The following is a 22,230-nucleotide window of genomic DNA, read 5'->3' as shown; positions in this document are numbered from 1 at the left end:
CGTCCGCTGGAAATCAGTAGCCGATGGTTCCCATGGGCTGCGCGAAATGCAGCCGGTCCGGCTCGGTGTGGCCGACGACCTGCACGTCGGGCTTGACCTCTTCGCGGTAGCCGAGCCCGAATCGGACCACGTACTGGCGGTACAGGGTGACCAGGGGAGCGGCGGCCAGGGCGGCTTGCATGGCGGCCGCGTTGCCGATCGCGGTGATCGTGTAGGGCGGGCTGTAGGTGCGCCCGTTGAGCAGCAGCGTGTTGCCGACGCAGCGGGGCACGGACGTGGCGATGATGCGCTGGTCCTGCATCTGGATCGCCTCCGCGCCGGCGCTCCACAACGCGTTGAGGACGGCCTCGATGTCTTGCTGGTGCACCACCAGGTCGTCGGGCGACGCATCCCGCGGGAAGCGGCCGTTGGCGTCCCGTGGCGCGTCGTCCAACGTGACAGCGAGGCCTGGGCCGTGGACCGGGTTCATGTCCGCCTCGGCGGCCAGCTCGGCGGAGCGGCGCAGCATCGCCGCCAACGCCAGATCCGAGGACCGTCCGTGCGCGGCATCGATCTTGCCGGCCAGCGAGTCGCGTTGGGCGTTGAGATGGTTCACCGAAGCTTGGGCCTCGCGAACCAGATCGACCAGCCGGGGGGCGTCACTGCGACGGATCTCGGCGCCGCCGGACACCCCGTGGGTGGCCGCAAGGAGCAATCCCGCCGACAGGCACACCACCGGGACGCCGAAGCGCCATGGTGACCGGCGTCCGTCGCTCATTCGGCTCTCCAATTTCCTGGTCGGCGTGCCGGGTGAGTTAGTCTCGTAGCCAAGCTGTGCGTGCAGCTGCGGTCTTTATCGTTGCACCCGTCCCACTCACCGTCTTGTTGAGGTAATCATGCCCAAGTCCAAGGTCCGCAAGAAGAACGACTTCGCCGTCGGCGCGGTCAGCCGCACGCCGGTGAAGGTGAAGGTGGGACCGTCCAGCGTCTGGTTCGTTGCCTTGTTCGTCGGCCTGATGCTGATCGGGCTCGTCTGGTTGATGGTGTTTCAGCTGGCCGCCGTGGGCAGCCAGGCGCCGACCGCCCTCAACTGGATGGCGCAACTCGGTCCATGGAACTACGCCATCGCGTTCGCTTTCATGATCACGGGTTTGTTGCTGACGATGCGCTGGCACTGAGCGACATCAGCCGCGGAATGAATTCATTTTCGGGTTGCTCCGTTACCGCGCCAGCAACATTCCCACCCCCCAATCACACGCGTGTGATTTATCCCCACTGTTGATAGCGTCTGTGGATAACTCCATAGGCCGTGGTGGGAGGGGCTGAACGGCGCATGCAGCAAACACAGTGGGAGCCGCGCACGCCTGGAATCGCTGGTTGTGGGGCCGCCGGTGTTCTGATGGCTATCGCCAGTGTGACCGTGGTCACAGACGCGCCGGGGCGGATTCTCACGGGGATTGCCGCGGTGGGTCTGATCTTGTTTGCGGGCGCGACGTGGCGCGCGCGGCCGAAGCTGGCAATTACCGCCGACGGCTTGTTGCTCCGGGGATGGTTCCGGACGCAGGTATTACGACCCGACGACATCAAGATCATCCGAATCACCGAGTTCCGGCGCTACGGACGCAAAAACCGGCTACTTGAGGTCGAGACCGCCGACGGCGGGCTGGTTCTGTTCTCTCGCTGGGACCTCGGGACGGACCCGCTCGAGGTGCTCGACGCGCTGACCGCCGCCGGTTACGCGGGCCGTCACCCGCACTGATCGAAAGCGGCCGGTGGCCCGGCTTACGTGATGGTGATCGACTCGATGACCACCGGCTCGGTCGGGCGGTCGTTGGCGTCGGTGGACGTCGTCGCGATCGCCTCGACCACTCGCTGCGATTCCGGGTCCGTCACTTCGCCGAAGATGGTGTGCCGCCGGTTCAGGTGGGGTGTCTTGCCGACCGTGATGAAGAATTGCGAGCCGTTGGTGCCCGGGCCCGCATTCGCCATCGCCAGCAGGTACGGCTTGTCGAATTGAAGTTCGGGGTGGAACTCGTCGGCGAACTTGTAGCCGGGGCCGCCGCGACCGGTGCCGGTCGGGTCGCCGCCCTGGATCATGAAGCCCTGGATCACCCGGTGGAAGACCGCGCCATCGTAGAACGGACCGGAGGACCCGCCCGATGCGTTCTGGGTCGAGTACTCCTTGGTGCCCTGCGCCAGGCCAACGAAGTTGGCGACGGTCTTGGGCGCGTGGTTGCCGAACAGGGCGACTTTGATGTCGCCGCGGTTGGTGTGGAGCGTGGCGGTAGCGGTCTGATGGGGGCTGTTGGTCACGGCATGAGAGTCTGCCATTACGCGCGGGGCATGCCCACACCCGGTGTCGCTCAAGCCGAGCCGCCGCCGAAACTGCGTCGCGCGCACAACGGTTCCGCCGACGTCCCTATGCTGGCAGTCTGTTCAGCACGCACAGAAAGGCGGCAGATGAGCGCAAAGGCGGAATCCCGGCTGAGCCCGCGTGAGCGACTGGCTCGCGGGCTGACTTACTCGACAGTGGGACCAGTGGACGTCACCAGGGGAGTCGTCGGCCTGAGCGTCCAGTCTGCTCAGTCGACCGCAGCGCAGCTCCGTCGCAAATACCAAGAGGGGCGCCTGGCCAAGGAACTCGCCGCGGCCCAAGAGACGCTCGCCCAAGAGTTGGCCGCCGCGCAGGAGGTGGTTTCGAACCTGCCTCAGGCGCTGCAGGACGCGCGGCGGGCGCAGCGCCGGAGCAGGCGTCCGTTGGTGTTCGCGGGCGCGGCCGTCGTGATCCTCGCCGGCGGCGCGGTCGCGTTCAGCCTGGTGCGGCGATCGGTTCGTGCGAAACCCCAGGAGCCGCAGTCACGGCCGCCGAGTGTCGAGGTGCAGCCGCGCCCCTGACGACGGCCGGCCCTATGGCATCGCCTCGGCCCAGTCGGTGTGTCCTTCGAAGCCAAGCGTTCTCGCCATGTCGCGGTAGCGATCTCTGAGCCGCGAGTAGGCCTCCATATCGCCCCGCGCCCGCGCCAGAAGGGCGCGCAGCCGCTGCAGCCAAATTTCACGTATCGCCAGGCCCTCATCGGCCGGTGCGTCCGCCAACCGCTCGATTGCGGCCCCGGCTTCGGCAACGTCACATTCGGTCCCGCGGTCTAGCAAGGTCTCCACCAGAACCGACGTCGCCGGAATTCCCCAAGACAGGAGTTGGCCGCCACGGGCGAGATGGTCGACCGCGGCGCGCATCTGCGGTATCGCTTGATCGCGATCCCCTCGGCGGGCCGTCTCACGGGCCACATACGCGTCGAGCAGCTGTAGATCGCACAGGAAGTGGCCCCCGCGCAGGAAAACCTCGTGGACCTCCGCCAGCAACTTCTGCCCGCGATCACGCTCGGCATCCGTGTGGCGGTGCACCAGCGCAAGGCCCAGGGTCAACCAGGCGAAACCCAACTGGAGGTTGTCGCCGGATCGTTCGGCGATGGTTAACGCATCCTCGATCTCCCGCACCGTGGATTCGTCGGGCCGCAGCGCGCCGGCCGGTATCCCCGCGGAGTACACATAGCTCACGAGGGTGACGTAGGACAGGGAGTCGGCGCCCTGCGCCACGGTCAGCCCGCGCCGCAGGTCCTCTCGCCATCCCGGGCGACCCAGTGCGTAACGGGCGATGGCCCGTTGCGCGTAGGCGAGGGCCAGGGGAGACCCGAAAAGCAGGTTGCCCTTGGCGGGGTCACCGGCGGCCAGGTCGATGACCCGCTGGGACAGCCGGAGCATCTCCGACCACTCGCCGCTTGCCATCTTGGCGCGGATCGGCGTGAAGGACAGCGCTACCGTCAGCGTGGGATCGCCGATGGACTCGACCAGGGTCACGGCCTCCGAAGCTAGCTGCGAAGCCTCGACAACGCGGTCCTGGTGCGTGTGATCAGCCACCAGCGCTGCCATAGCGATCGCCAGTGACGCCTTGTCCCCAGCGGCGGTGCACAACCTCCGCAGTTCATCAAAACGCTCACCGGCCACGCTCATCCGGACGCGCCAGGCGGTCGCGCACAGCATGGTGCGCGGGGCGATCCGCATGGCTGCTCGGTGCGGGTCCTCGGCGGGCAATGCGTCGGCGATCCTTCTTGCAGATTCCCAACCCAGACGTGCCGCGGCGATATCGCGGTAAGTCGCCCACGTTGCGGCGCGCATATGCCACCCGTAAGCATCCTGAAGGTCACCTGCGGCTTCGAGATGTTCGGCGATCAGCGCCGCGTTCTGGTCGGCGGATTCCGGCCCGCGGGCCTCGATAGCAGCTGCCAGGCGCCGGTGCATCTGGGCGCGGTCGGATTTCAGTTGCGATTCATAGGCGACCGCCCGGATCAGCGGGTGGCGGAACGCGAACTCGGCCCCCGGTGTGAAACGGACCTGATCGATCAGCGCGGCGCTGAGGAGCCCGTCCAGGGCAGGGGCGTTGCCCACCGCGGCGAGCAACTCGGGCGTGAAGCGCGAGCCAATTACCGCGGCGGCGTTCAACGTCTGCTTGGCATCGGGATCCAGGCGGTCGATGCGCGCGGAGATGGTGGCCTGCAGGCTCGCCGGAACGGTGACGTCGGCCAGGTCTGTCGTGCAGGTGAAACCGCCACGGTCGCCCTCGAGCACACCGCGCTCGGCGAGCTCACGCGCCATCTCCTGTGCGAAAAACGGGTTACCGCCCGCCCGTTCGGCAACAAGCGACTTGATCCCGGCGACCGACGGATCGGTGCCCAACAACTCGTCAAGCAGCGTCGCGGTTTCCGACTCACTCAGCGGCGTCAACGAGATCGCCTGTGCACCAAGGACATTAGACAGTACGCCGCGGTATTCGGGCCGGTATGTGATCAGCACCATCGACGGCGTTCGGGGGATGATGGTGAGTAATTCGGCCAGCAGCGACTCACTGACCTCGTCGATCCAATGCACGTCCTCGACGACGTAGAGAACCGGTTGGGTGCGCGTCAACGAGATTGAGTTGATCAGTGCGGTCAACCGCCGGCGCCGCGCATCGGGACGGATCGTGGGGGGTAGGGTCTCGGGTTCTCTAATGCCCATCAAGTCATACAGCAGCAGCAAATCCTCATCGGACGCATCGGGGACGCTGGCGCGCACCTGTGTGCGCGCCGCCTCGTCGTCGAGCTCGGTTATTCGGGCGGCTTCGCGAAGTAGCCGTGCCGCCACGACAAAGGGGACGTCGCTGGTGTGCGACTCACAGAAGACTGCTGACACCTCGAAACCGCGCCCCCGCGCCATCGCGATGGCCTCATCAGCGAGGCGCGTCTTGCCGATGCCCGGTGGTCCAGCAACGCAGATAACGCAACCCCGCCCGCTCAAGGACCGATCCAGGAGGCCCGCGACCGTCGCAACTTCGAGTTCTCGTCCTACCAGGGCGCCCTGCAGGGACCGGCTTCGTTGCCAACCACCGGTCATGCCGAGCAGGCGACGGGACAGCACCGGGGCATCGCTGCCCTTGATGTGCACCTCCTCGGCGGCGCCCAACACGGCGGCTTCCTGAACGAGACGTGCGGTGGATTCGCTCAACATCACCTCACCCGGGGGCGCCACAGATTCCATCCGTTGGGCCATCCCGACTTGCTCACCGATCGCGGTGTAGCGGAACGGCCCGGAACCGATTTCGCCCGCTATTACCTGGCCGGAGTTCAGGCCTACCCGCAACTGCAGGTCCACACGGTCGCGCTGTCGGACGTCGCTCGCGAGCCGCTTGATCTCCTCCTGAACTCCCAAGGCCGTCAGGCAGGCGCGAACCGCGTGGTCCTCCATTGCTACGGGCGCGCCGAACACCGCCATGATCCCGTCGCCGGTGAACTTGTCCACCGTGCCCCCGTAGCGGTGCACCACGTCGGTGCAGCGGTCGACCAGTTCGGCCATGATTTCGCGCAGCCGCTCCGCGCCGACGGCCGCGGCTATGTCCATGGAATGCACAACGTCGGCGAACAGCACCGACACCTGCTTGTACTCCGCGTGGGCCGTGGGTTGGGCAACTGGTGAGCCGCATCCGTGACAGAACCGCGCATTCTCGAAAAGCTCGGTGCCGCATGCCTGGCACGTTGCTACGGCCGCCATCCGACCTCCGCCAATCCCGGCCCCCGCGTTTGCTGTTCAAAGAATAGGCCGTTGTGCACCGGGCGAGGGAGTATTGGCTTCACACGGCGTGACGCCGGCATGAAGTCTCGAGACGAGGCGGATCAATTCTTGGCGAAGCTGAACAACCGGTAGGAAGCCTCGCCGTTTTCCAGGCGCCGGTAGATCAACGAACCGCGCCCCCCTGCATAGTCCTCGGCGATGCCACGTAGGAATCCGATGTTGGGCAGACGCCGAGTGATTTGGTCGAACAGGCGATTTTGCTCCAACCCGCGCATGACCTGTGCGTTGATCGCCGTCTCTGAGATCCGGCGCAGGGAGATGCCGGCCAGGTCCGCTTCCCAGGTGGCGATTTCGTCGGCATAGCGGATATCCGCGTACAGGAAATGCCCGCCCGGCCGCAGCACGCGTTCCACTTCAGCGAAGAACCGGCGGACGTTGCGGTAATTAATCGCGGCTTCGACGTTGATCACCGCGTCGAAGGACGCGTCGGGGAAGGGCAGGCTTTCCGCGTTACCCTGCACGAACTGCAGGCCGGGCAGATCGTGCCTCTTTCGGCAGAAGTCTATTCCGACCGTATTGAGATCCAACCCCGTGTAAGAGGCGGGGTGCAGCGTTCGCACCAGATACGAGGCACCACCGCCGTGGCCGCAACTGACTTCCAGCACATCCTTGCCGGCGAGATCCACCTGGGTCGCCGTGCGGTGATAGAGCTGGATGGGAAACCGATCGCGCTCGTCGTCCGCCGCCAGCGACAGGGCCAGCGGCGGATCCTCCTCATATCCGTAATTGAGGAATAAGACGTCGTCCCTCGTGAGGAGGCGGCTGAGAAACCGATAGCCGTATTTGAAGCGCAAATCCAATAGCGCCACCAAGATTGGCGCGGAGTTCAGCCGGCTGATCACGTTCTCTATCGGCGTACGTTGCAGCCGCCCATCGTGTCCGGCGCAAAACCGACGCGGTGATAATGGCCGGGGTAGCCTGACGCCCATGCTTAAGTGTCCCATTCCGACACTGCTGCGCGAACGCGCCAGCCTGCAGCCCAACCGGACGGCGTTCACGTTCATGGATTACGAGCTGGATCGCAACGGAATCGCCGAAAGCGTGACATGGTCGCAGCTGTACCGGCGAGTGCTTAACCTCGCACCGCAGTTGGGGATTCACGGGCGGCCGGGGGAGCGCGCAGTGATACTGGCGCCGCACGGGCTGGACTACATCGCCGCCTTCCTTGCCGCATTACAGGCTGGGCTGATTGCGGTTCCACTCGGTGGGGCCAGCGACGAACGTGTCGGTGCGGTACTGAAAGACACCTCGCCCTCCGTCCTCCTCACGACATCGTCGATCGCGGACGACGTCGCCCGGTATGTCGAGGCGGGGGCCGGGGACTCCGTTCCGTCGATCGTCGCGGTTGATTCGCCGGCCCCGGGCTCGACGAACGCGCCGCGCGCGCGGGTCGACAGCTCAATCGACACCATCTATTTGCAATACACGTCCGGGTCGACGCGCACCCCCGCCGGAGTGATGGTCTCCGACAGGAACATCATGGCCAATTTCGGGCAGATCAATGCCGCCTTCTTCGGCGACCACGGCGGCGTGGCCCCACCGGACACCACTGTGGTGTCGTGGCTGCCCTTCTACCACGACATGGGGTTGCATCTCGGAATCATCTTTCCGGTGCTGACGGGGTTCCACACCGTGCTCACGACTCCGGTGGCGTTCCTGCAGCGGCCGGCCCGGTGGATGCAGTTGCTGGCCTGCAACAGTCACGCACTATCGGCGGGGCCTAATTTCGCCTTCGAATTGGCCGCAAGAAAGACCTCGGACGACGACCTGGCCGGCCTCGATCTGGGAAACGTGCTCAGCATCCTCAACGGCAGCGAGCGAGTCCAGCCCGCGACGCTGCGACGCTTCACCGAGCGCTTCGCCTCCTTCAACCTCCCGGAGCGGGTGTTGCGGCCCTCGTATGGAATGGCGGAGGCAACGCTGTACGTCGCGACCCGCGAAGCGGGTCAACCACCACAAGTCGTGCACTTCGACTCCGAAGAATTGACCGCTGGCCTCGCGAAGCGGTGTGCGAGCGGGGGCGGTACCGCACTGGTCAGTTACGGCGCGCCACGCTCACCGATGGTGCGCATCGTCAATCCGGAGACACGTATCGAATGTCCGGCGGGAACGACCGGTGAAATCTGGGTGCATGGGCACAACGTCGCGTCCGGCTACTGGCAGAAACGACCAGAGTCTGAAGAGAAATTCGGCGCAACGCTTGTCGATGCGACGGCCGGCACTCCCGAGGGGCCCTGGCTGCGGACCGGAGATATGGGGTTCATCGCCGACGGCGAACTGTTCATCATCGGCCGTATCAAGGATCTATTGATCGTCTACGGCCGCAACCACTCTCCCGACGACCTCGAGGCAACGATCCAGAGCATCGCGCCGGGGCGGTGCGCAGCAATCTCGGTTCCGGCCGAGGGCACCGAAAAAGTCGTCGCGATCATCGAGTTCAAGAATCGCGCCGACGCCAGCGAAGCGGGTTTCGATGCCGTCAAGCGCAAAGTCACTTCCGCGATATCCACCGTGCACGGACTGAGCATTGCCGATCTCGTTGTGGTAGCGCCCGGTTCGATCCCCATCACCACCAGCGGCAAGGTCCGAAGAGCGGCCTGCGTCGAGCGCTATCAACAGAATCAGTTCGCGCGGTTGGATGCCTAGCGCTGGCGGCTGGCCGCTTCACGTCGACTGAGCACTCACCGGAGGCCACGGGGTCGCGATGAAGATTTCGGATTCGCTTCGCACCGAAGCAGAGCGCGCGTCAGCCGCGGCGCGTTATCGGCTGGGCGGCAACGCCTTCCGATTCCTGTGCGAAACCCACCTAGAGCTTCCGCCGCATCCGCCGCCCGGCCGCCGTACGCTTGCGTTGTTTGCCCACTTCGATCCCCAGGGCGTCGTCGACCCGTACGTCGCCTATTACCTGAAGGCGTTGCGGGAGCAGGGCGCGACCATTGTCTTCGTCTCCGGCTCGCCCACTCTCACACCGGAGTCCGTGGCTTCCATCCGCTCTCTGTGTGCCGGCATCTACACCCGCCGCACACTCTCTTACGATTTCGGATCGTGGCACCTCGCGTGGTGCGTTCTCACGCACCGCGGGTGGTCGCTCGATCAGTTCGACCGGTTTCTGGTCGCCAATGACAGCGTGTTCGGTCCGCTCTTTTCCCTCGAAAACATGTTGAGCTCGTTTCACGGTGCCGACATGTACGGCGCGGTCGAGAACACCCAGTTGGTTCCCCATCTCCAATCTTTCTTTCTGGCTTGGGATCTCAATCCGCGCACACGTCCGTTTCTCGAGGATTTCTGGAACGGCTTCCAGTACGTGGTCCACAAACAGACGGTCATCTGGCGCTACGAGATCGGCATATCTGCGCGGGCTCGCAAGGCGGGCCTCAGCCTCAACCCGTTCGTCTCCGCCGCCGCCATCGAACTCGCCTATGGCCGCTCATCAGCCCATCCGTGGGCGAATAAACGCTCCGGCCGCAATAACGGGACCCTGCACTTTTGGGACGGACTCATCAAGGACTTCCGGTTCCCTTTCCTCAAGACCAACCTGGCGCGATACGACATGCCGTGGCACGCGTCCATGGCGAACGTGCGCGATGTCATCGAGCGACACACCGACTACCCGTTCGAGCTCATCCAGGCGCACGTGGACCGGCTGGGCCGGAGAGCGCCCTCCTTGGTTAGCGGCTACGCCCGGCCGACGGCTGGGTGGACCTACGCTGGGCGCACCGAAGCTCCCCGCCGGAGGCTGCCCCGTTCGAAATGAACGACGCTGGCGGTTCAGAGGCTGCTGACACCCGCGGCCAACAGCATGATCCCAGCGAGAGCGGGTGCCGCGATCAGAAGCCGTCGACGGTGAGTGGCGAACCACCTTTGCAGCTGGACCATCGCCTGCTGCGTCTGCGCCGGTGCGACAAGATAACTGACGAGGGGGACCTCGACGAGAGCGAGCACCACGACGATGAATATCACGACTGCGCCGAGTTGAGCGCCGATGGCTGCTCTCGAGGAGGCGATGATGATGAGGACCACGAGATAATCGGCGAGTGGCACGGTCGTCATCAGTCCGATCCCGAACGCCACCCACGGATTTCCGCCCTGCAACGCGCGCCGGATGCGCGCCGTGAGCCGGGCGGCCGCGGTCGGTCGGGGCAATTGCTGGCCTGAGGACGACGGGGCGCCGCGGTACGCCCACACTCCTGTCGCGATCGCCAGCGCAAGCACGCCGACCGCGATCTGGAAGTAGGCGCCCGTGAAGCGCATGACCGTAGTCTTCGCATCTTCCATAACCGTCGGTGGGGAATTCCGCAGAAGTACGAAGGCGCCGACGGCCGGGCCCAGGCCCGCTGTCATGCCGCCCCACCAGTAGGCAAGGAGGTTGTGTCGGGGCCGGGGGCGTGACATCAAGATTCCGCCGACGACCAGACGCGTCGGGTCGAGCGACAGCCAAAGAGCGATCGGCAGCACCGTTCCCCACATCATCGAACACGCTCCCCGCGGGCGACCGCCTCCACGAGATCGGCTGCCGCGCTGATGCTTTCGGCAGGCTTGGTCATGCGACCGGCGAAATCGCGAGCCCGGGCCGTGTATTGCGGCGCAAGGATTTCACGGAGGTGTCTCACGAGCGATTCCACGGTGGTGCTCACCAGGCGCTGGGATCGGCCAACTCGCATCCGGGTGACCTGCGCGGCCCACAGCGGCTGCTCGGCCACGTCCCAGAGGATCAGCATGGGAATTCCGGCTCGCAGACCGGCGGCCGTGGTGCCCCCGCCACCGTGGTGAACAATCGCGCGGCAGAGCGGAAGGGTGACGGTGTAATTCAGCGGGCCCACCAGTCGTATTCGGTCGGAATGCGGCGTGCAGTGTGGGCTGGTCGCGCCCGAATACACCAAGGCCCGTTCGCCGAGGTCCGCGCAGGCCGCGGCGATCATGGCGATCGCGTCGGCGGGCGACCGGACCGGTGTGCTGCCAAACCCGAAGTAGATGGGGGGCGTTCCCGCGGTAGCCCACGAAGCCACCTCACCGTCGTCATGCGTCGGTAATTCCATCGTGAGCGCGCCGACGAACGGCCGGCGGCCGTTCCATTCCTTCGACAGGCCCGGAAAACACGCTCCGTCGTAGGCCTGGATTTCGAGCGATCCGCGTTGCGCCATCCGTTTCGCCGCGGGGGCCGTTGCCCGCGGTAGGCCCAGTTGACGGCGTTGCGCGTCATCGACCTCCTGGGTGATAAGCCAGTACAGCCACCACGCCGTCCTCAACGTAGCGCGGACCAGGGGAGCCGGCGATGGTATCGACGGAAGAGCCAGCTGGCCATTGACGCAGATCGGCATGTGGTGAAGCGCAGCCACTGGAATGTCGTAGTACTCCGCCACATTGGCGACGACCCCGTGGTACGTCTGGCCGGTTACCAGTACGTCGGCCCCGTCCGCCACCGAAGTCAGCGTCGAACTCATCTGCGCCCAACCCTCGATGAAAAGCTCCTTGCCCGCGCGGACCAAGTTGATCGGGTTTTGCGGCTTGAAGGCGTGGTGGTGGAAATCCGCGAGCGCCTTGACCTGCTCCTGCGAATCCGGCCCGTACCCGACCGCAACAAGCCCGGCCGACTCCACAAAGCCAATCAGGTCGGGCGGCGCCGCCACGCGTACTTCGTGCCCTCGCCGCATCAGCTCAAGGCCGACAGCGGCGCAGGGCTCGACATCGCCGCGCGTTCCGTGGGCCGCCAAGACAACTTTCATCGACGCAACCGGCCCCGTCAATCGTCGTCCGCGTAGGCAAGATCCGTGACCTCGGTCCTTGCCGCACTCGAACCGTCGTCCGCCAAGACGCGCTTGAATACCGCTGTCAGCGCGTTCAGAAATCGGGTCACGGAGTCCCTCGCCACCGGATTGTTCGGGAAATTCACCCAAATCGACACCTCGTCGAAGAGCCGGATCACCGAAATATACAAGTGAGCCGGATCCCTTGGGTCGCAATAGATTTTGACGTTCGCGTTCTTCATCTGGGAAGCGACGGTGGCGGAAAAGGGCGGCAGGCCGGCATCCATGTAATTGACCATGGTGCAATTCGGTCCCCACTCCCTGAGCCAGGGCGCCAACTTCAGCACGTCGTTGAACGACACATTCGCGAGATCCAGATTCGAGTCGAAGGACGCCTGCGCGGCGCGCGCGGTCTCTGCAAAAGATGCCGGGTCGACGGGGACGGTGAACGGAACCACGCCGGTGAACCATCCCATGGTCGAGAATTCCGCGAGGGTCCTGCGTTTGTCGATCGGCGCGAGCCCGTAATACGTCGTCGCGCCGGTCAACTCGTACTGCGCGAGAGCCACACAGGCGAACAGGCCCCCGCTGATGCGCGCGGCCGCTCGGATGCAGAGTGATTCGAATGCGGCGGTCTGTTCCTGACCCATCAGGCGCTGGACGACGAGGTCGCCACCGGAAGGCACGGACAAGTCGCCGAGCGGCAGGGGGAAGTCCGGTAGCGTTCCGCCGTTCCGTTCGGCGAATTCGATCCACCTCCGCACCTCGGGGGAAGACGCCGCCAGGCTGGCCAGGTGTTGCTTCTCTCGCATGCAGAAATCGTCGTGACTGGCGGGCGATGGTGACGAACCGAGCGCGCCCCCGGTGATCAGGCTGCGGTAGTTCATCAAGATTTCCGTGTACAACCCCGAGATGATCGTCGGGTCACAGTGCACGTGATCGACGATCGCGAAGAAGGTGAAGTGGTCCGCGCGCTGGATGATGCCGAACCTGAAGCAGTCCCATTGCACCGGGTCGGGGGTGGACAGCACGAACTGACGCCACTCGGTCGGTGTCATCGTGTCACGCCGGGTCGGAACGAACTCGATATCGGCGGGATCATCGATGGTATGCCGCACAATGCATTCCGCGTCTTGGTATGCGAACCAACTGTGATACGTCTTGTGTCGGCGCAGGTGTGCATTGATGACGTAGCTCATGGCACGGACGTCGCACCGGCCGGGTTCGTCGCCGCACCCGATGACCAGCCGGGCATAGTCGAGCCCGCGGGCCGCGTAGCGGGAAAAGCCGCGCAGGTGGGCTTCCTGCATGGCGCTCAGCGGCACATCGCTTATCGGCGCCTGCCGGGCCTTCTCGAGGGAGGACGGTGAGGCTTCCCAGGACACGATCCTGCCCGACTCGGGCACCCAGTCATGAACCGTTCCCACGAACAACCCGCGCGCCGGCCCCGCACCTACGAACACTCTTCCTCCTTCTGTCCGCTTGCGCCGGAACCGCGGTCGGCAGTTGCAGAAAGGGTTTCACACAGTAGCCCGGCCAGACCCCGAATGGTGGTGATGTCGTTGGTGGTGACGCGCACCCCTGTTTCCGCCTCGATACGGGTGCGCAGCTCAAGGTTGCCCATCGAGTCGAGGCCATACTCGGAGAGCGGGTGATCCGGGTCGATGGTGCGCCGCAGAATCAGGCTCACGGCGTCGGAGACCATGCGGCGGAGCCGAACGGGCCGGTCTTCCGGCGACAGGGCCTTCAACTCGCCCAGCAATTCGCTTGCGTCCGTCGAGCTTTGGCCCCTGGAGCGGAACAATTCAGCGAACCTGCTGCGTTGCGCGTAGGCGGCGAACCACGGGGTGCCCGTCAGCTTTGCATACCCGGCGTACGCGCGGTCGTGGCGCAGGAGTGCTTGAAACGCGTAGGCGCCCTCGTCGGCGGTGAAAGCCGTGTCGCGCCAGTGCGCGATCGCGGTGCCTTCGCCGTCCTGCCCGGGGGCCACGTCTTCGCCGGTCGCGGACCTGAGCTCGGCGGCGCGGCCGACCTCGGCCCATAGCGCCCACCCGATCGCGGTGGCGGGAAGGCCGCGGGCTCGGCGCCACCGCGCGAACGCGTCCAGCCAGCTGTTCGCGGCGGCGTACGCCGATTGTCCGGGCGAGCCCACCAGACCTACCGCCGAGGAGAACAAGCAGAACCAGTCCAGGGCGAGAGCGGCCGTCGCCCGGTGTAAGTTCCACGCCCCGAATACCTTCGGAGCCCAGTTGCGGTCGATCAGCTCGTCGCTCGTGGTGGCGAGCATCGCGTTCTCGAATACCGCGGCGGCGTGCAACACCCCCCGCAACGGCAGGCCGGTGGCAGTCGCCGTCGCCACCAAGCGCGTCGCCGTGCCGGCTTCGGCGATGTCGCCGCAGTCCACCTCGATGTCGGTGCCCATCGCGCGGATGAGTTCGATCGTCTCCAACGCCCTGGCATTCGGTTGCGATCGCGAGCTCAACACGATGCGGCCACAGCCGGCCGCGGCCATCTTTTCGGCAAGGAAGAGCCCGATCCCGCCCAGGCCGCCGGTGATGATGTATGAGCCGTCGTTGCGGAAAGTCGGGCTCTGACCGGGCGGTACCACGACGTTGGTGTGACCGGTCTTGGGCATATCGAGTAGAACCCTGCCCGTGTGCTCCGCCTCGCTTTTCACGCGTAGAGCCGCGGTGGCATCTCCGAGCGCGTAGTGAGTGATGTCCGGCAACGGCAGCTCATGCTCTGCGACAAGGCGATACACCGTGCTAAGCAATCCGCCCACCCGCTCCGGGTGGCTCTGCGACATCAACGTCAGATCGACGTAGTGGAAGGTGAGGTTGCGATGGAATGGGAAAAGCTCCAGTCGGGTGTTCGCACAAACGTCCTGCTTGCCGATTTCCACAAATCGGCCACCGGCGGCCAACGCCTCGAGGCCCGCGCGTTGCGCGGCCCCCGACAGCGAGTTGAGCACGATGTCGACACCATATCCGCCGGTGTCGCGGCGGATCTGCTCCGTGAACTCGATGCGACGGGAGTCATAGACATGCTGGATCCCCATGTTGCGCAACAGCTCACGCCGCTGCTCACTGCCGGCCGTGGCGAAGACTTCGGCTCCCGCGGCGTGGGCGATCGCGATCGCCGCGCGTCCCACGCTGCCGGCTGCGGAATGGATCAACACCCGGTCACCGGTGGCGATCCTGGCCTGATCGTGTAACGCGTGCCAGGCCACGGCGTGCGGAGTGGTCACCGCAGCCGCCTGGTCAGCGGTGAGACCCGGTGGCAGCGTCGCGGCCAGCCGGGCGTCACAGGTGACAAACGTTGCCCAGCAACCGGTTGCAGAGAAACCGCCGACAAGATCACCCACCCGATGGGTGGAGACTTCGGGACCAACCGCGGTGACGACTCCGGCGAAGTCCCTGCCCAACTGTCGTGCATCCCCATCGTCACCAGGGTGCTGGCCGGCGGCGATCAGGATGTCGGAGAAGTTGACGCTCGATGCGGTGACCGCAACCTCGATCTCCCCCCGACCCGGCGGAACTCGTTGAAAAGCGGCCAGTTCCAGCGTTTCCAGATCGCCAGGCGTCCGGATCTGCATGCGCATCCCGTCGTGGGGGTGATCCGCCACGGCGGTTCTCCGGTCCTCAGGCCGCAGCGGCCCAGGAGTCACGCGCGCGGTGTGCCACTGGCCGTTCCGCCAAGCCGTCTCGTCCTCGTCCGAAGGCCCCAACAGTTGTCTGGCCAGTTGCTCGGCGTCCGTGTCTTCGTCCATGTCGATCTGGCTCGCGCGCAGGTGTGGATATTCAGTGTTGATGGCTCGCACCAGGCCACGGAGCCCGGCCTGCTCCAGGTTGTTCACGTCCCCAGGCACGACGGCCTGGGCGTTGCGCGTTACGACGTACAGACGCGGCGGCTCGCGGTCGATCTCCGTGATCTGCCGGGCAATTCGCACCAGATGCCGCACATAGTCCCCGCCACGGCCAGCGCACTCCTCCTCGGGGTTGCCGTTTTTCGGGCCGGTGAGGATGACCACCCCGCCGACCCCGCGGGCACCAAGATGCGCACCCAGCGATTCCGAGTTGGCCCGGTGATCGCAGTGCTGCGGCCAGGTCATGGTGATGCAGTCGGTTCCCCCGGATTTCAACGCATCGGCCAGGCTGGTCGCCGTCACGTCCGCGGTGGCGGAAGTGCTGATCAGCAAGCATGATTCCCGGCTGACGTGCTCCACGTCGGGCAGCGCTCGCGGTGTCCACTCGATGGTCAGGAGTCGCTCGTTCAGCACGCGATCGCGATGGGCGCCCTCGGCGGCCCCTGTGCTGACTTGCAGTCCGCTCACGGCCAGCAGCACTGTCCCGTGTTCGTCAAGCACGTCGAGGTCGGCCTCGAGGCCGGCCCCGTCGGCCGTGGAGACCTTCGTGTAGCAGTAGCGCGCGCCGCGGGTAGGGGCGTAGAGCCGAACACCGCGTACGCCAAGCGGCAGCAGCAGACCGGCGCTACCCGCAACCCGGGCCGCGGGGTGCGCCGCAACCGATTGAAAGCAGGCATCAAGTAAGGCGGGGTGGATGCCGTAGGCGCTGTGTTGCGAGCGGATGGCGCCGGGCAGCGCGACCTCCGCCAGCACCGTCCCGCCGCCCTCGCCCGCGGTGTAGGCCGTGGCCAGTCCGGCGAAGGCCGCGCCATACTGCAAACCATGGTCGTCGAACTGCTGCCGTAATACGGCGCCATCCAGCCGGCACGAGTGGGTCGCGAGCAGGGCCGCAATGTCGTAGGCGGCTGGACGGTCCTCCCGTCCTCGCGCCCGCAGCACCCCCGTCGCCCGCCGGACCGGCTTGCGCTCCTGAAAGCTCTGCACCACGAAATCGGCGATGCCGGGCGCGTTCACCGACGCGTCCGCGGAGACCGGAGTCTCGGCGTCCAAGAGCAGCGTCGCCTCGAAAGTGATATCGCGGACCTCCGACTTTTCGCCGAAGATCGTGCGCGCCGCGGCCAATGCCATCTCGCAGTACGCCGCCCCCGGGAGAACCGCGACGTTGTGTATGCGGTGGTCGCCCAGCCACGGCTGCGTCGCGGTTCCGACCTCGCCTTGCCAGACGTGGCGCTCGGGTTCCTCGGGTAATCGCACGTGCGGCCCCATTAGTGGATGCACCGGAACGGTCCAGGCGCCTCGTGCCCGCGAATCCTGACCGCCGCGATTCAGCAGCAGTGGGCGGCGGCTCCAGGACGGGAGCGGAACGTCCACCAGCCGCCCCTCGGGGTAGAGGACCGAGAAGTCGACGGCCGCGCCCGCACTGTGCAGATCCGCCAGCAAGCCGCGCAGCCCGTGCCGAGGCTCCTGCTCGCGGCGCATGGCAGCGAGGGCGGCCAGCGGCATACCGAGGCTGCCCGCAGTCTGTTCGACCGCATGGGTGAGTAGCGGATGTGGGGCCAACTCCGCGAATACCCGGTAGCCGTCCTCCAACGCCGCCTGCACAGCGGCGGCGAAACGCACCATGTGGCGCAGATTGTCCGACCAGTACCAGGCGTCACACACTGGCTGCTCGCGCGGGTCGAAGGCGGTCGAGGAGTAGAAGGGCACGTCGGGTGTCCTGGGGTCGAGCCCTGCCAGGACGTCGGACAGTTCGTCGAGGATCGGATCAACCTGGGGGGAGTGCGAGGCCACGTCGACGGCGATTTCGCGCGCCGCCACGTCGCGCTGCTCCCACCCGGCGACCAGATCTCGCACGGCCTGCGCGGCGCCGCCGACCACCGTGGACTGCGGCGAGGCCACCACTGCCAGCACGACGTCGTCGACGCCGCGAGCCATGAGTTCCAGGAGCACCTGCTCGGCCGGCAGTTCCACCGACGCCATCGCACCGGAGCCGGCGATCGTCGCCATCAGCCGCGAGCGGCGGCAGATCACGCGTACGCCGTCCTCCAGCACCAACGCCCCCGCCACAACCGCGGCCGCGACCTCACCCATCGAGTGGCCGATCACGGCCCCCGGCCGCACGCCGTAGGCCCTCATCGTGGCCGCCAGCGCGACCTGCATCGTGAACAGCGCGGGCTGGATGCGATCGATCCCGGTAACCGTTGCGGGCACCGAAATCGCTTGGGTGACGGAGAATCCCGATTCCCGGGCGATCAGCGGCTCCACCGTGGCGACCGTCGCCGCGAACACCGGCTCGGTCGCGAGCAGCTCGGCGCCCATCGACGCCCACTGCGAGCCCTGGCCGGAGAACAGCCAGACCGGACCCCGGTCGTCCTGCCCGACCGCCGGCTGATACGGGAACTCGCCGGCGGCGACCCCGCGCAGACCTTCGGTCAGCTCGCCGAGGGTGCCGGCGATGACCGCCGTGCGCACCGTCCGATGCGCCCTCCGCCGCGCGAGCGTGTACGCCACGTCCGATGCCGCAAGCTCCGGCGCGTGTTTGTCGACCCAGTCCGCGAGCCTCCTCGCGGTTTGCCGCAGCCCGTCGGGCGATGTGGCGGACAGCGGGAAAAGCAGCGCGCCGTCGATCACGGGGATGGGCGGGGCATCGCCCGGTGCGGGCGTCAGGGGCGCCTGCTCGACGATGGCGTGCACATTGGTTCCCGAGAACCCGTACGACGAGACCGCCGCTCGACGTGGTCCGCGCTGACCGTTGCTGGGCCACGGTGTATTAGCCTGCGGCACAAAAAGGTTGGTCTTGATCTCGGCCATCTGGTCGGGCAGGCGCGTGAAGTGCAGGTTGCGCGGGATCACGCCGTGCTGCAGCGCCAGCACGGCCTTCATCAGCCCGAGCGCTCCGGCCGCCGATTGGGTGTGCCCGAAGTTCGTCTTGACCGACGCGAGGGCGCACGGCCCGTCGACGCCGTACACCTCCGCCAAGCTGGCGTATTCGACGGGATCCCCCACGGGGGTGCCGGGACCGTGTGCTTCCACCAGTCCGACGGTGCGGGCGTCCACATCCGCCGCCGACAACGCCGCCCGATAGGCCTCGACCTGCGCGGCCCGTGACGGCGTCACGATGTTCACCGTGTGGCCGTCCTGGTTGGCGGCGGTGCCGCGGAGTACCGCCAAGATTCGGTCACCGGCGCGCAAGGCGTCCGGCAGCCGCTTGAGCAACAGCACGACGCAGCCCTCGCCGGCCACGAACCCGTCGGCGGCGATATCGAACGGCCGGCAGTGCCCCGTCGCAGAAAGCATTCCGATGGCAGAACCCGAGCATGATTTGCGCGGCTCGAACGACACCGAGGCGCCGCCCGCGAGTGCCATGTCGCTTTCGCCGTCGTGCAAGCTGCGACACGCGATATGCACCGCTGCAAGGCCGGACGAGCAGGCGGTATCCACTGTCATCGCGGGACCGCGCAGCCCCATCGTGTACGCAACGCGCCCGGAACCCATGGCGAAGCTATTGCCCATGTAGCCGTACGGGCCCTCCAGGGCGTCGGCCTCGGCGTGCACGAATTGGTAGTCGTCGTGCATCAGTCCCATGAAGACGCCGGTGCGCGAGCCGGCCAGCGTCTTGCGGGTCAGACCGCCGTGCTCCATGGCCTCCCACGAGGTTTCCAGCAGCAGTCGGTGCTGCGGGTCCATCGCGGTCGCCTCGTTGTCGGTGATGCCGAAGAACTCCGGGTCGAAGCCGGCCACGTCATCGAGGAACGCGCCCCATTTGCAGACGGACCGACCGGGCACACCGGGTTGGGGATCGTAGAACTCGTCGGCGTCCCACCGGTCCGGTGGGATTTCGGTGACAAGGTCGTCGCCGCGCAGCAACGCCTCCCAAAACTGTTCTGGAGATTCGATGCCTCCGGGCAGGCGGCACGCCATCCCGATGACCGCGACAGGCGTGGCTATCGGGTGGGAAGACACAGCCCGCCCCGCGCACGCACCCTTGATATTGACCCGAACAAAGCCGTTTCCTCCTCACAGCAAAGGCGGAGTCGCGCTGTCGGCTGCCTTATCGCTGGATAGCGACCTGTTGGGTTGTCGGGCTGCCTACTGCGGCGTCGATATTCAGGGTGTGGGGTTTGACGGGGTTTCCTCGCAGGTCAACCGCCTTTCGGCGGATGCGACTTTATTAGGCACACGATCAGTGCTTACACATTAGCGGGATCGCTATCGATCCGGGACGCAAAACCCCGCCTGAATTGAACTGGCCCGCGAGTTACGTCAACGGTTTCCGTTGGCCTTTCCTGGCGGCGGACGCATGTCGGTCCGCCCACGATCTGTGGAGCCTAGGGGAATCGAACCCCTGACACCCGCCTTGCAAAGGCGAATCCAGCGGCAGGTCATGGACTCTCAGCCTGGCTCAAGTGCGAAAGCGCACAACTGTGGTTAACAGTAGTTATCTGTAACTGTGGTCAGATTGTGGTCACGGCGTGGCCACAGCAAGTCGCACCAGGGGGTTGCGGCTCGGTTAGTACTGTCTCGGGTCTTTGCAGGCGGTGAATTCGGCGCCGCTAAGGGAAGTGGACCAGAGCTGCTTACCCGGAATACGCAAGCGGCTGGTGTTGCTCCATCCCGCGACTTCGATGTGAGCCTTCCCGAGGTCGAGCGCCATCTCCAGGGCCGGCACTAAATCCGTATCTCGTGAAGCCAAGATCAGTGTGTCGGTGTTAGTAGTGAGGGCGCACCGCGCGAAGTCGATCGCCAGCTTTACGTCAACACCTTTCTCTTTGGCCTTATCGGTAGGCCAGTTTTGGGGATACCGGAGCGCGCGCGTAGCCACTTTGACCCGTCGGTCACGTTCCCATTCGGCTTTCTGGGCTTTGTTGCGGGCCGCCTGGCGGGGCTCTTTCGCCGAGCTGGGTTGCCCGCGATACACATAGATGTTCTGGACCGTTCCACCGCGGCCATATATCTGGCGGCGCTTCATGAGAACATCGGCGAACTTCGCGGGGTGAATCAAGTAGGTATGGGGCGGCATACCGGGAACGACAAAGGCCTCGCCGGCGGACAGGTGGAGATTCTGGTAGTCGATGAAGACGTCCACCGTTGGATTTGTCATCGGTCATTACCTTATGCAGATATAAAAAGCCCCGCCAGGCCCGGAGGACGGCGGGGAGCTACACATGCGAAGGTAAGAACCGTTCGCGTCTCTGTCAACAACGCGACACGCCCGGGCATTCCCGCTGCTGACCTGCATAAACAGCCCTCAATGCCGACGTAGGAGGCACTGAGGCGCCGGGCACCGTCTACCCCCTCCGCGCATAAATTAGTCGCTCAGCGAGGCTTCTGGGCCAACGAGACGGTGTCCTATATGCGGCTGGATGCCTTGCGCTAGTAATTACAGGGCTGAAAGTCAATAATGTGATGTAGATCACAGTGCTCGAACAGGCAGAACAGTCAATTTACGAGCAAGCGGTGACATCCAATCGTACCTAGTTCTCGTCGTCGAGCTTGCTCTCGATGAACCCTTCCAGCGCACCGTGGATGCTCACCGCTTGCGAGTCCGGCACCGACGTCCACGACGTGAGCACCCAACCACCGGGTATGGGGCATCTCGTCGACACCAGCACACCCACGATCGCTGAGTCCACGGGATAGCGTTGGACCGCCTGCTTCAGCAGCGTCTGTTGCTCCTCGGTGAGCCGGCCCCACCACTCCTCGAGCTGATCCTCATCAGCAGCCATGAAACCCCCTAGAACGTCAGCTAGTTGAAGATGCGGTCCCGAAGCTCCCGGTAGAAGGCGTCAGACCGGACCCGCTGATCACCATGCAAACCCTGCTGACTGGGCAGGTCGAACAATTCCGTATGCCCTCGAAAACGCAGCCGCGCCAGCGATACGAACCAACCGTCCAGCAGAACCTGGCTGACCGCTTCGATCTCCAAGCCGGAAACATCAGACATCGGCCGCACCCACGCTGCCACCACCTTCAACTGCGGCGGCTTCTCGCGGTATTGCCCCTGAAGGCTTTCCGCCTCCGATGTGTACAACTCGGCATCGAAGAGGACCTCCACGTAAGCGATTGACGTGTGAGTCAGGATCCAAGTCCGCCACGTCGTAGTCGATTGAGCTGGAACGTAATCGGAATGACCGGTCACGATCTCGTCAGGCGAGACCAGCGACGAAACCAGTGCGAAAACAACCTTCGGTGCCTGCTCGACCCCTGGGCCCTGCCGGAAGTCGGCGCTCAGGTAAGACCTCAGCCTTTCCCAGTCTTGCTCCCCAATGAACATTCCACCGAGCTTATCGAAGCGCACCGCCTTGTCTCAGCGTCCAACGGATGCCCGGCCCGGGGGCCCCGGCACCGGGCACCCGGACACCGACAAGGTACTGGCGCTCGGAGTTTCTACGAGTCTGGGACTTTTTAGGTCTCCAGACCGTACAAGTCAGAATCATCAGTGCCTATCCGGCGTCCGGCCTGGGGCGGAGGGGGCTTTGA

General features: G+C 65.5%; 16 protein-coding genes and 1 tRNA gene. 5 read left to right on the top strand and 12 right to left on the bottom strand.

Translation table 11 applies throughout. From position 1 onward, the window contains the following. Positions 1–13: 13 nt before the first annotated feature. The gene (locus A5773_RS11835; protein WP_066951008.1) at positions 14–757 is read right to left on the bottom strand and encodes a DUF881 domain-containing protein; all 744 of its coding nucleotides are present in this window, start codon (positions 755–757) and stop codon (positions 14–16) included. Positions 758–875: 118 nt separating this feature from the next. Between A5773_RS11835 and crgA the strand changes: the two genes are divergently transcribed. After that, complete coding sequence (gene crgA, locus A5773_RS11830; protein ID WP_066951011.1) at positions 876–1,157, top strand: cell division protein CrgA; 282 nt, start codon at positions 876–878, stop codon at positions 1,155–1,157. A 155-nt stretch (positions 1,158–1,312) separates the two neighbouring features. Continuing rightward, positions 1,313–1,738 carry a PH domain-containing protein gene (locus A5773_RS11825; protein ID WP_066951015.1) on the top strand — a complete coding sequence of 142 codons (426 nt, stop codon included), beginning with the start codon at positions 1,313–1,315 and terminating at the stop codon, positions 1,736–1,738. A 23-nt stretch (positions 1,739–1,761) separates the two neighbouring features. Here A5773_RS11825 and A5773_RS11820 read toward each other — a convergent pair whose 3' ends face one another. Then, positions 1,762–2,310, bottom strand: coding sequence for a peptidylprolyl isomerase (locus A5773_RS11820; protein ID WP_066951018.1), 549 nt, complete (start codon positions 2,308–2,310; stop codon positions 1,762–1,764). Positions 2,311–2,439: 129 nt separating this feature from the next. Here A5773_RS11820 and cwsA point away from each other — a divergent pair, with 129 nt between their 5' ends. Continuing rightward, complete coding sequence (gene cwsA / locus A5773_RS11815) at positions 2,440–2,874, top strand: cell wall synthesis protein CwsA (protein ID WP_066951022.1); 435 nt, start codon at positions 2,440–2,442, stop codon at positions 2,872–2,874. A 12-nt stretch (positions 2,875–2,886) separates the two neighbouring features. On the opposite strand, the gene A5773_RS11810 is transcribed toward cwsA, so the two are convergent. Continuing rightward, positions 2,887–6,060: an adenylate/guanylate cyclase domain-containing protein gene (locus tag A5773_RS11810; RefSeq protein ID WP_066951025.1), complete on the bottom strand. Its 3,174-nt coding sequence runs from the start codon at positions 6,058–6,060 to the stop codon at positions 2,887–2,889. 122 nt (positions 6,061–6,182) lie between these two features. Then, on the bottom strand, positions 6,183–6,983 hold the full coding sequence (locus tag A5773_RS11805; RefSeq protein ID WP_231989299.1) for a phthiotriol/phenolphthiotriol dimycocerosates methyltransferase: 801 nt from the start codon (positions 6,981–6,983) through the stop codon (positions 6,183–6,185). Positions 6,984–7,068: 85 nt separating this feature from the next. Between A5773_RS11805 and A5773_RS11800 the strand changes: the two genes are divergently transcribed. Further along, the gene (locus A5773_RS11800) at positions 7,069–8,787 is read left to right on the top strand and encodes an AMP-binding protein (protein ID WP_066951028.1); all 1,719 of its coding nucleotides are present in this window, start codon (positions 7,069–7,071) and stop codon (positions 8,785–8,787) included. Positions 8,788–8,845: 58 nt separating this feature from the next. Beyond that, positions 8,846–9,895 carry a rhamnan synthesis F family protein gene (locus A5773_RS11795; protein WP_066951032.1) on the top strand — a complete coding sequence of 350 codons (1,050 nt, stop codon included), beginning with the start codon at positions 8,846–8,848 and terminating at the stop codon, positions 9,893–9,895. A gap of 14 nt (positions 9,896–9,909) precedes the next feature. Here A5773_RS11795 and A5773_RS11790 read toward each other — a convergent pair whose 3' ends face one another. From A5773_RS11790 to A5773_RS11760, 8 genes are all read right to left on the bottom strand, one after another. Continuing rightward, positions 9,910–10,608: a GAP family protein gene (locus A5773_RS11790; protein ID WP_066951036.1), complete on the bottom strand. Its 699-nt coding sequence runs from the start codon at positions 10,606–10,608 to the stop codon at positions 9,910–9,912. Continuing rightward, positions 10,608–11,864 (bottom strand): glycosyltransferase, encoded by a 1,257-nt coding sequence (locus tag A5773_RS11785; RefSeq protein ID WP_066951040.1) that lies wholly within the window; start codon positions 11,862–11,864, stop codon positions 10,608–10,610. Before A5773_RS11785 ends, A5773_RS11790 begins: the two co-directional genes overlap by 1 nt. Positions 11,865–11,881: 17 nt before the next feature. Continuing rightward, entirely contained in the window at positions 11,882–13,348 is a 1,467-nt protein-coding gene (locus tag A5773_RS11780; protein WP_066951044.1) for an acyltransferase, read from the bottom strand. After that, complete coding sequence (gene pks2, locus A5773_RS11775) at positions 13,339–19,713, bottom strand: sulfolipid-1 biosynthesis phthioceranic/hydroxyphthioceranic acid synthase (RefSeq protein WP_304441405.1); 6,375 nt, start codon at positions 19,711–19,713, stop codon at positions 13,339–13,341. Before pks2 ends, A5773_RS11780 begins: the two co-directional genes overlap by 10 nt. Positions 19,714–20,072: 359 nt before the next feature. After that, positions 20,073–20,156, bottom strand: a tRNA-OTHER gene (locus tag A5773_RS26020). A 104-nt stretch (positions 20,157–20,260) separates the two neighbouring features. Continuing rightward, positions 20,261–20,851: an NYN domain-containing protein gene (locus A5773_RS25580; protein ID WP_082948196.1), complete on the bottom strand. Its 591-nt coding sequence runs from the start codon at positions 20,849–20,851 to the stop codon at positions 20,261–20,263. A 373-nt stretch (positions 20,852–21,224) separates the two neighbouring features. Beyond that, positions 21,225–21,476, bottom strand: coding sequence for a hypothetical protein (locus tag A5773_RS11765; RefSeq protein ID WP_067791016.1), 252 nt, complete (start codon positions 21,474–21,476; stop codon positions 21,225–21,227). A 20-nt stretch (positions 21,477–21,496) separates the two neighbouring features. Beyond that, positions 21,497–22,024, bottom strand: coding sequence for a hypothetical protein (locus tag A5773_RS11760; protein ID WP_067791015.1), 528 nt, complete (start codon positions 22,022–22,024; stop codon positions 21,497–21,499). Between the last annotated feature and the right edge of the window lie 206 nt (positions 22,025–22,230).

The sequence above is a fragment of the Mycobacterium sp. 852014-52450_SCH5900713 genome (assembly GCF_001667075.1).
Classification (GTDB): domain Bacteria; phylum Actinomycetota; class Actinomycetes; order Mycobacteriales; family Mycobacteriaceae; genus Mycobacterium.
Note: the sequence above shows the minus strand (reverse complement) of the source record. Positions and strands in the feature narration are given on the sequence as shown.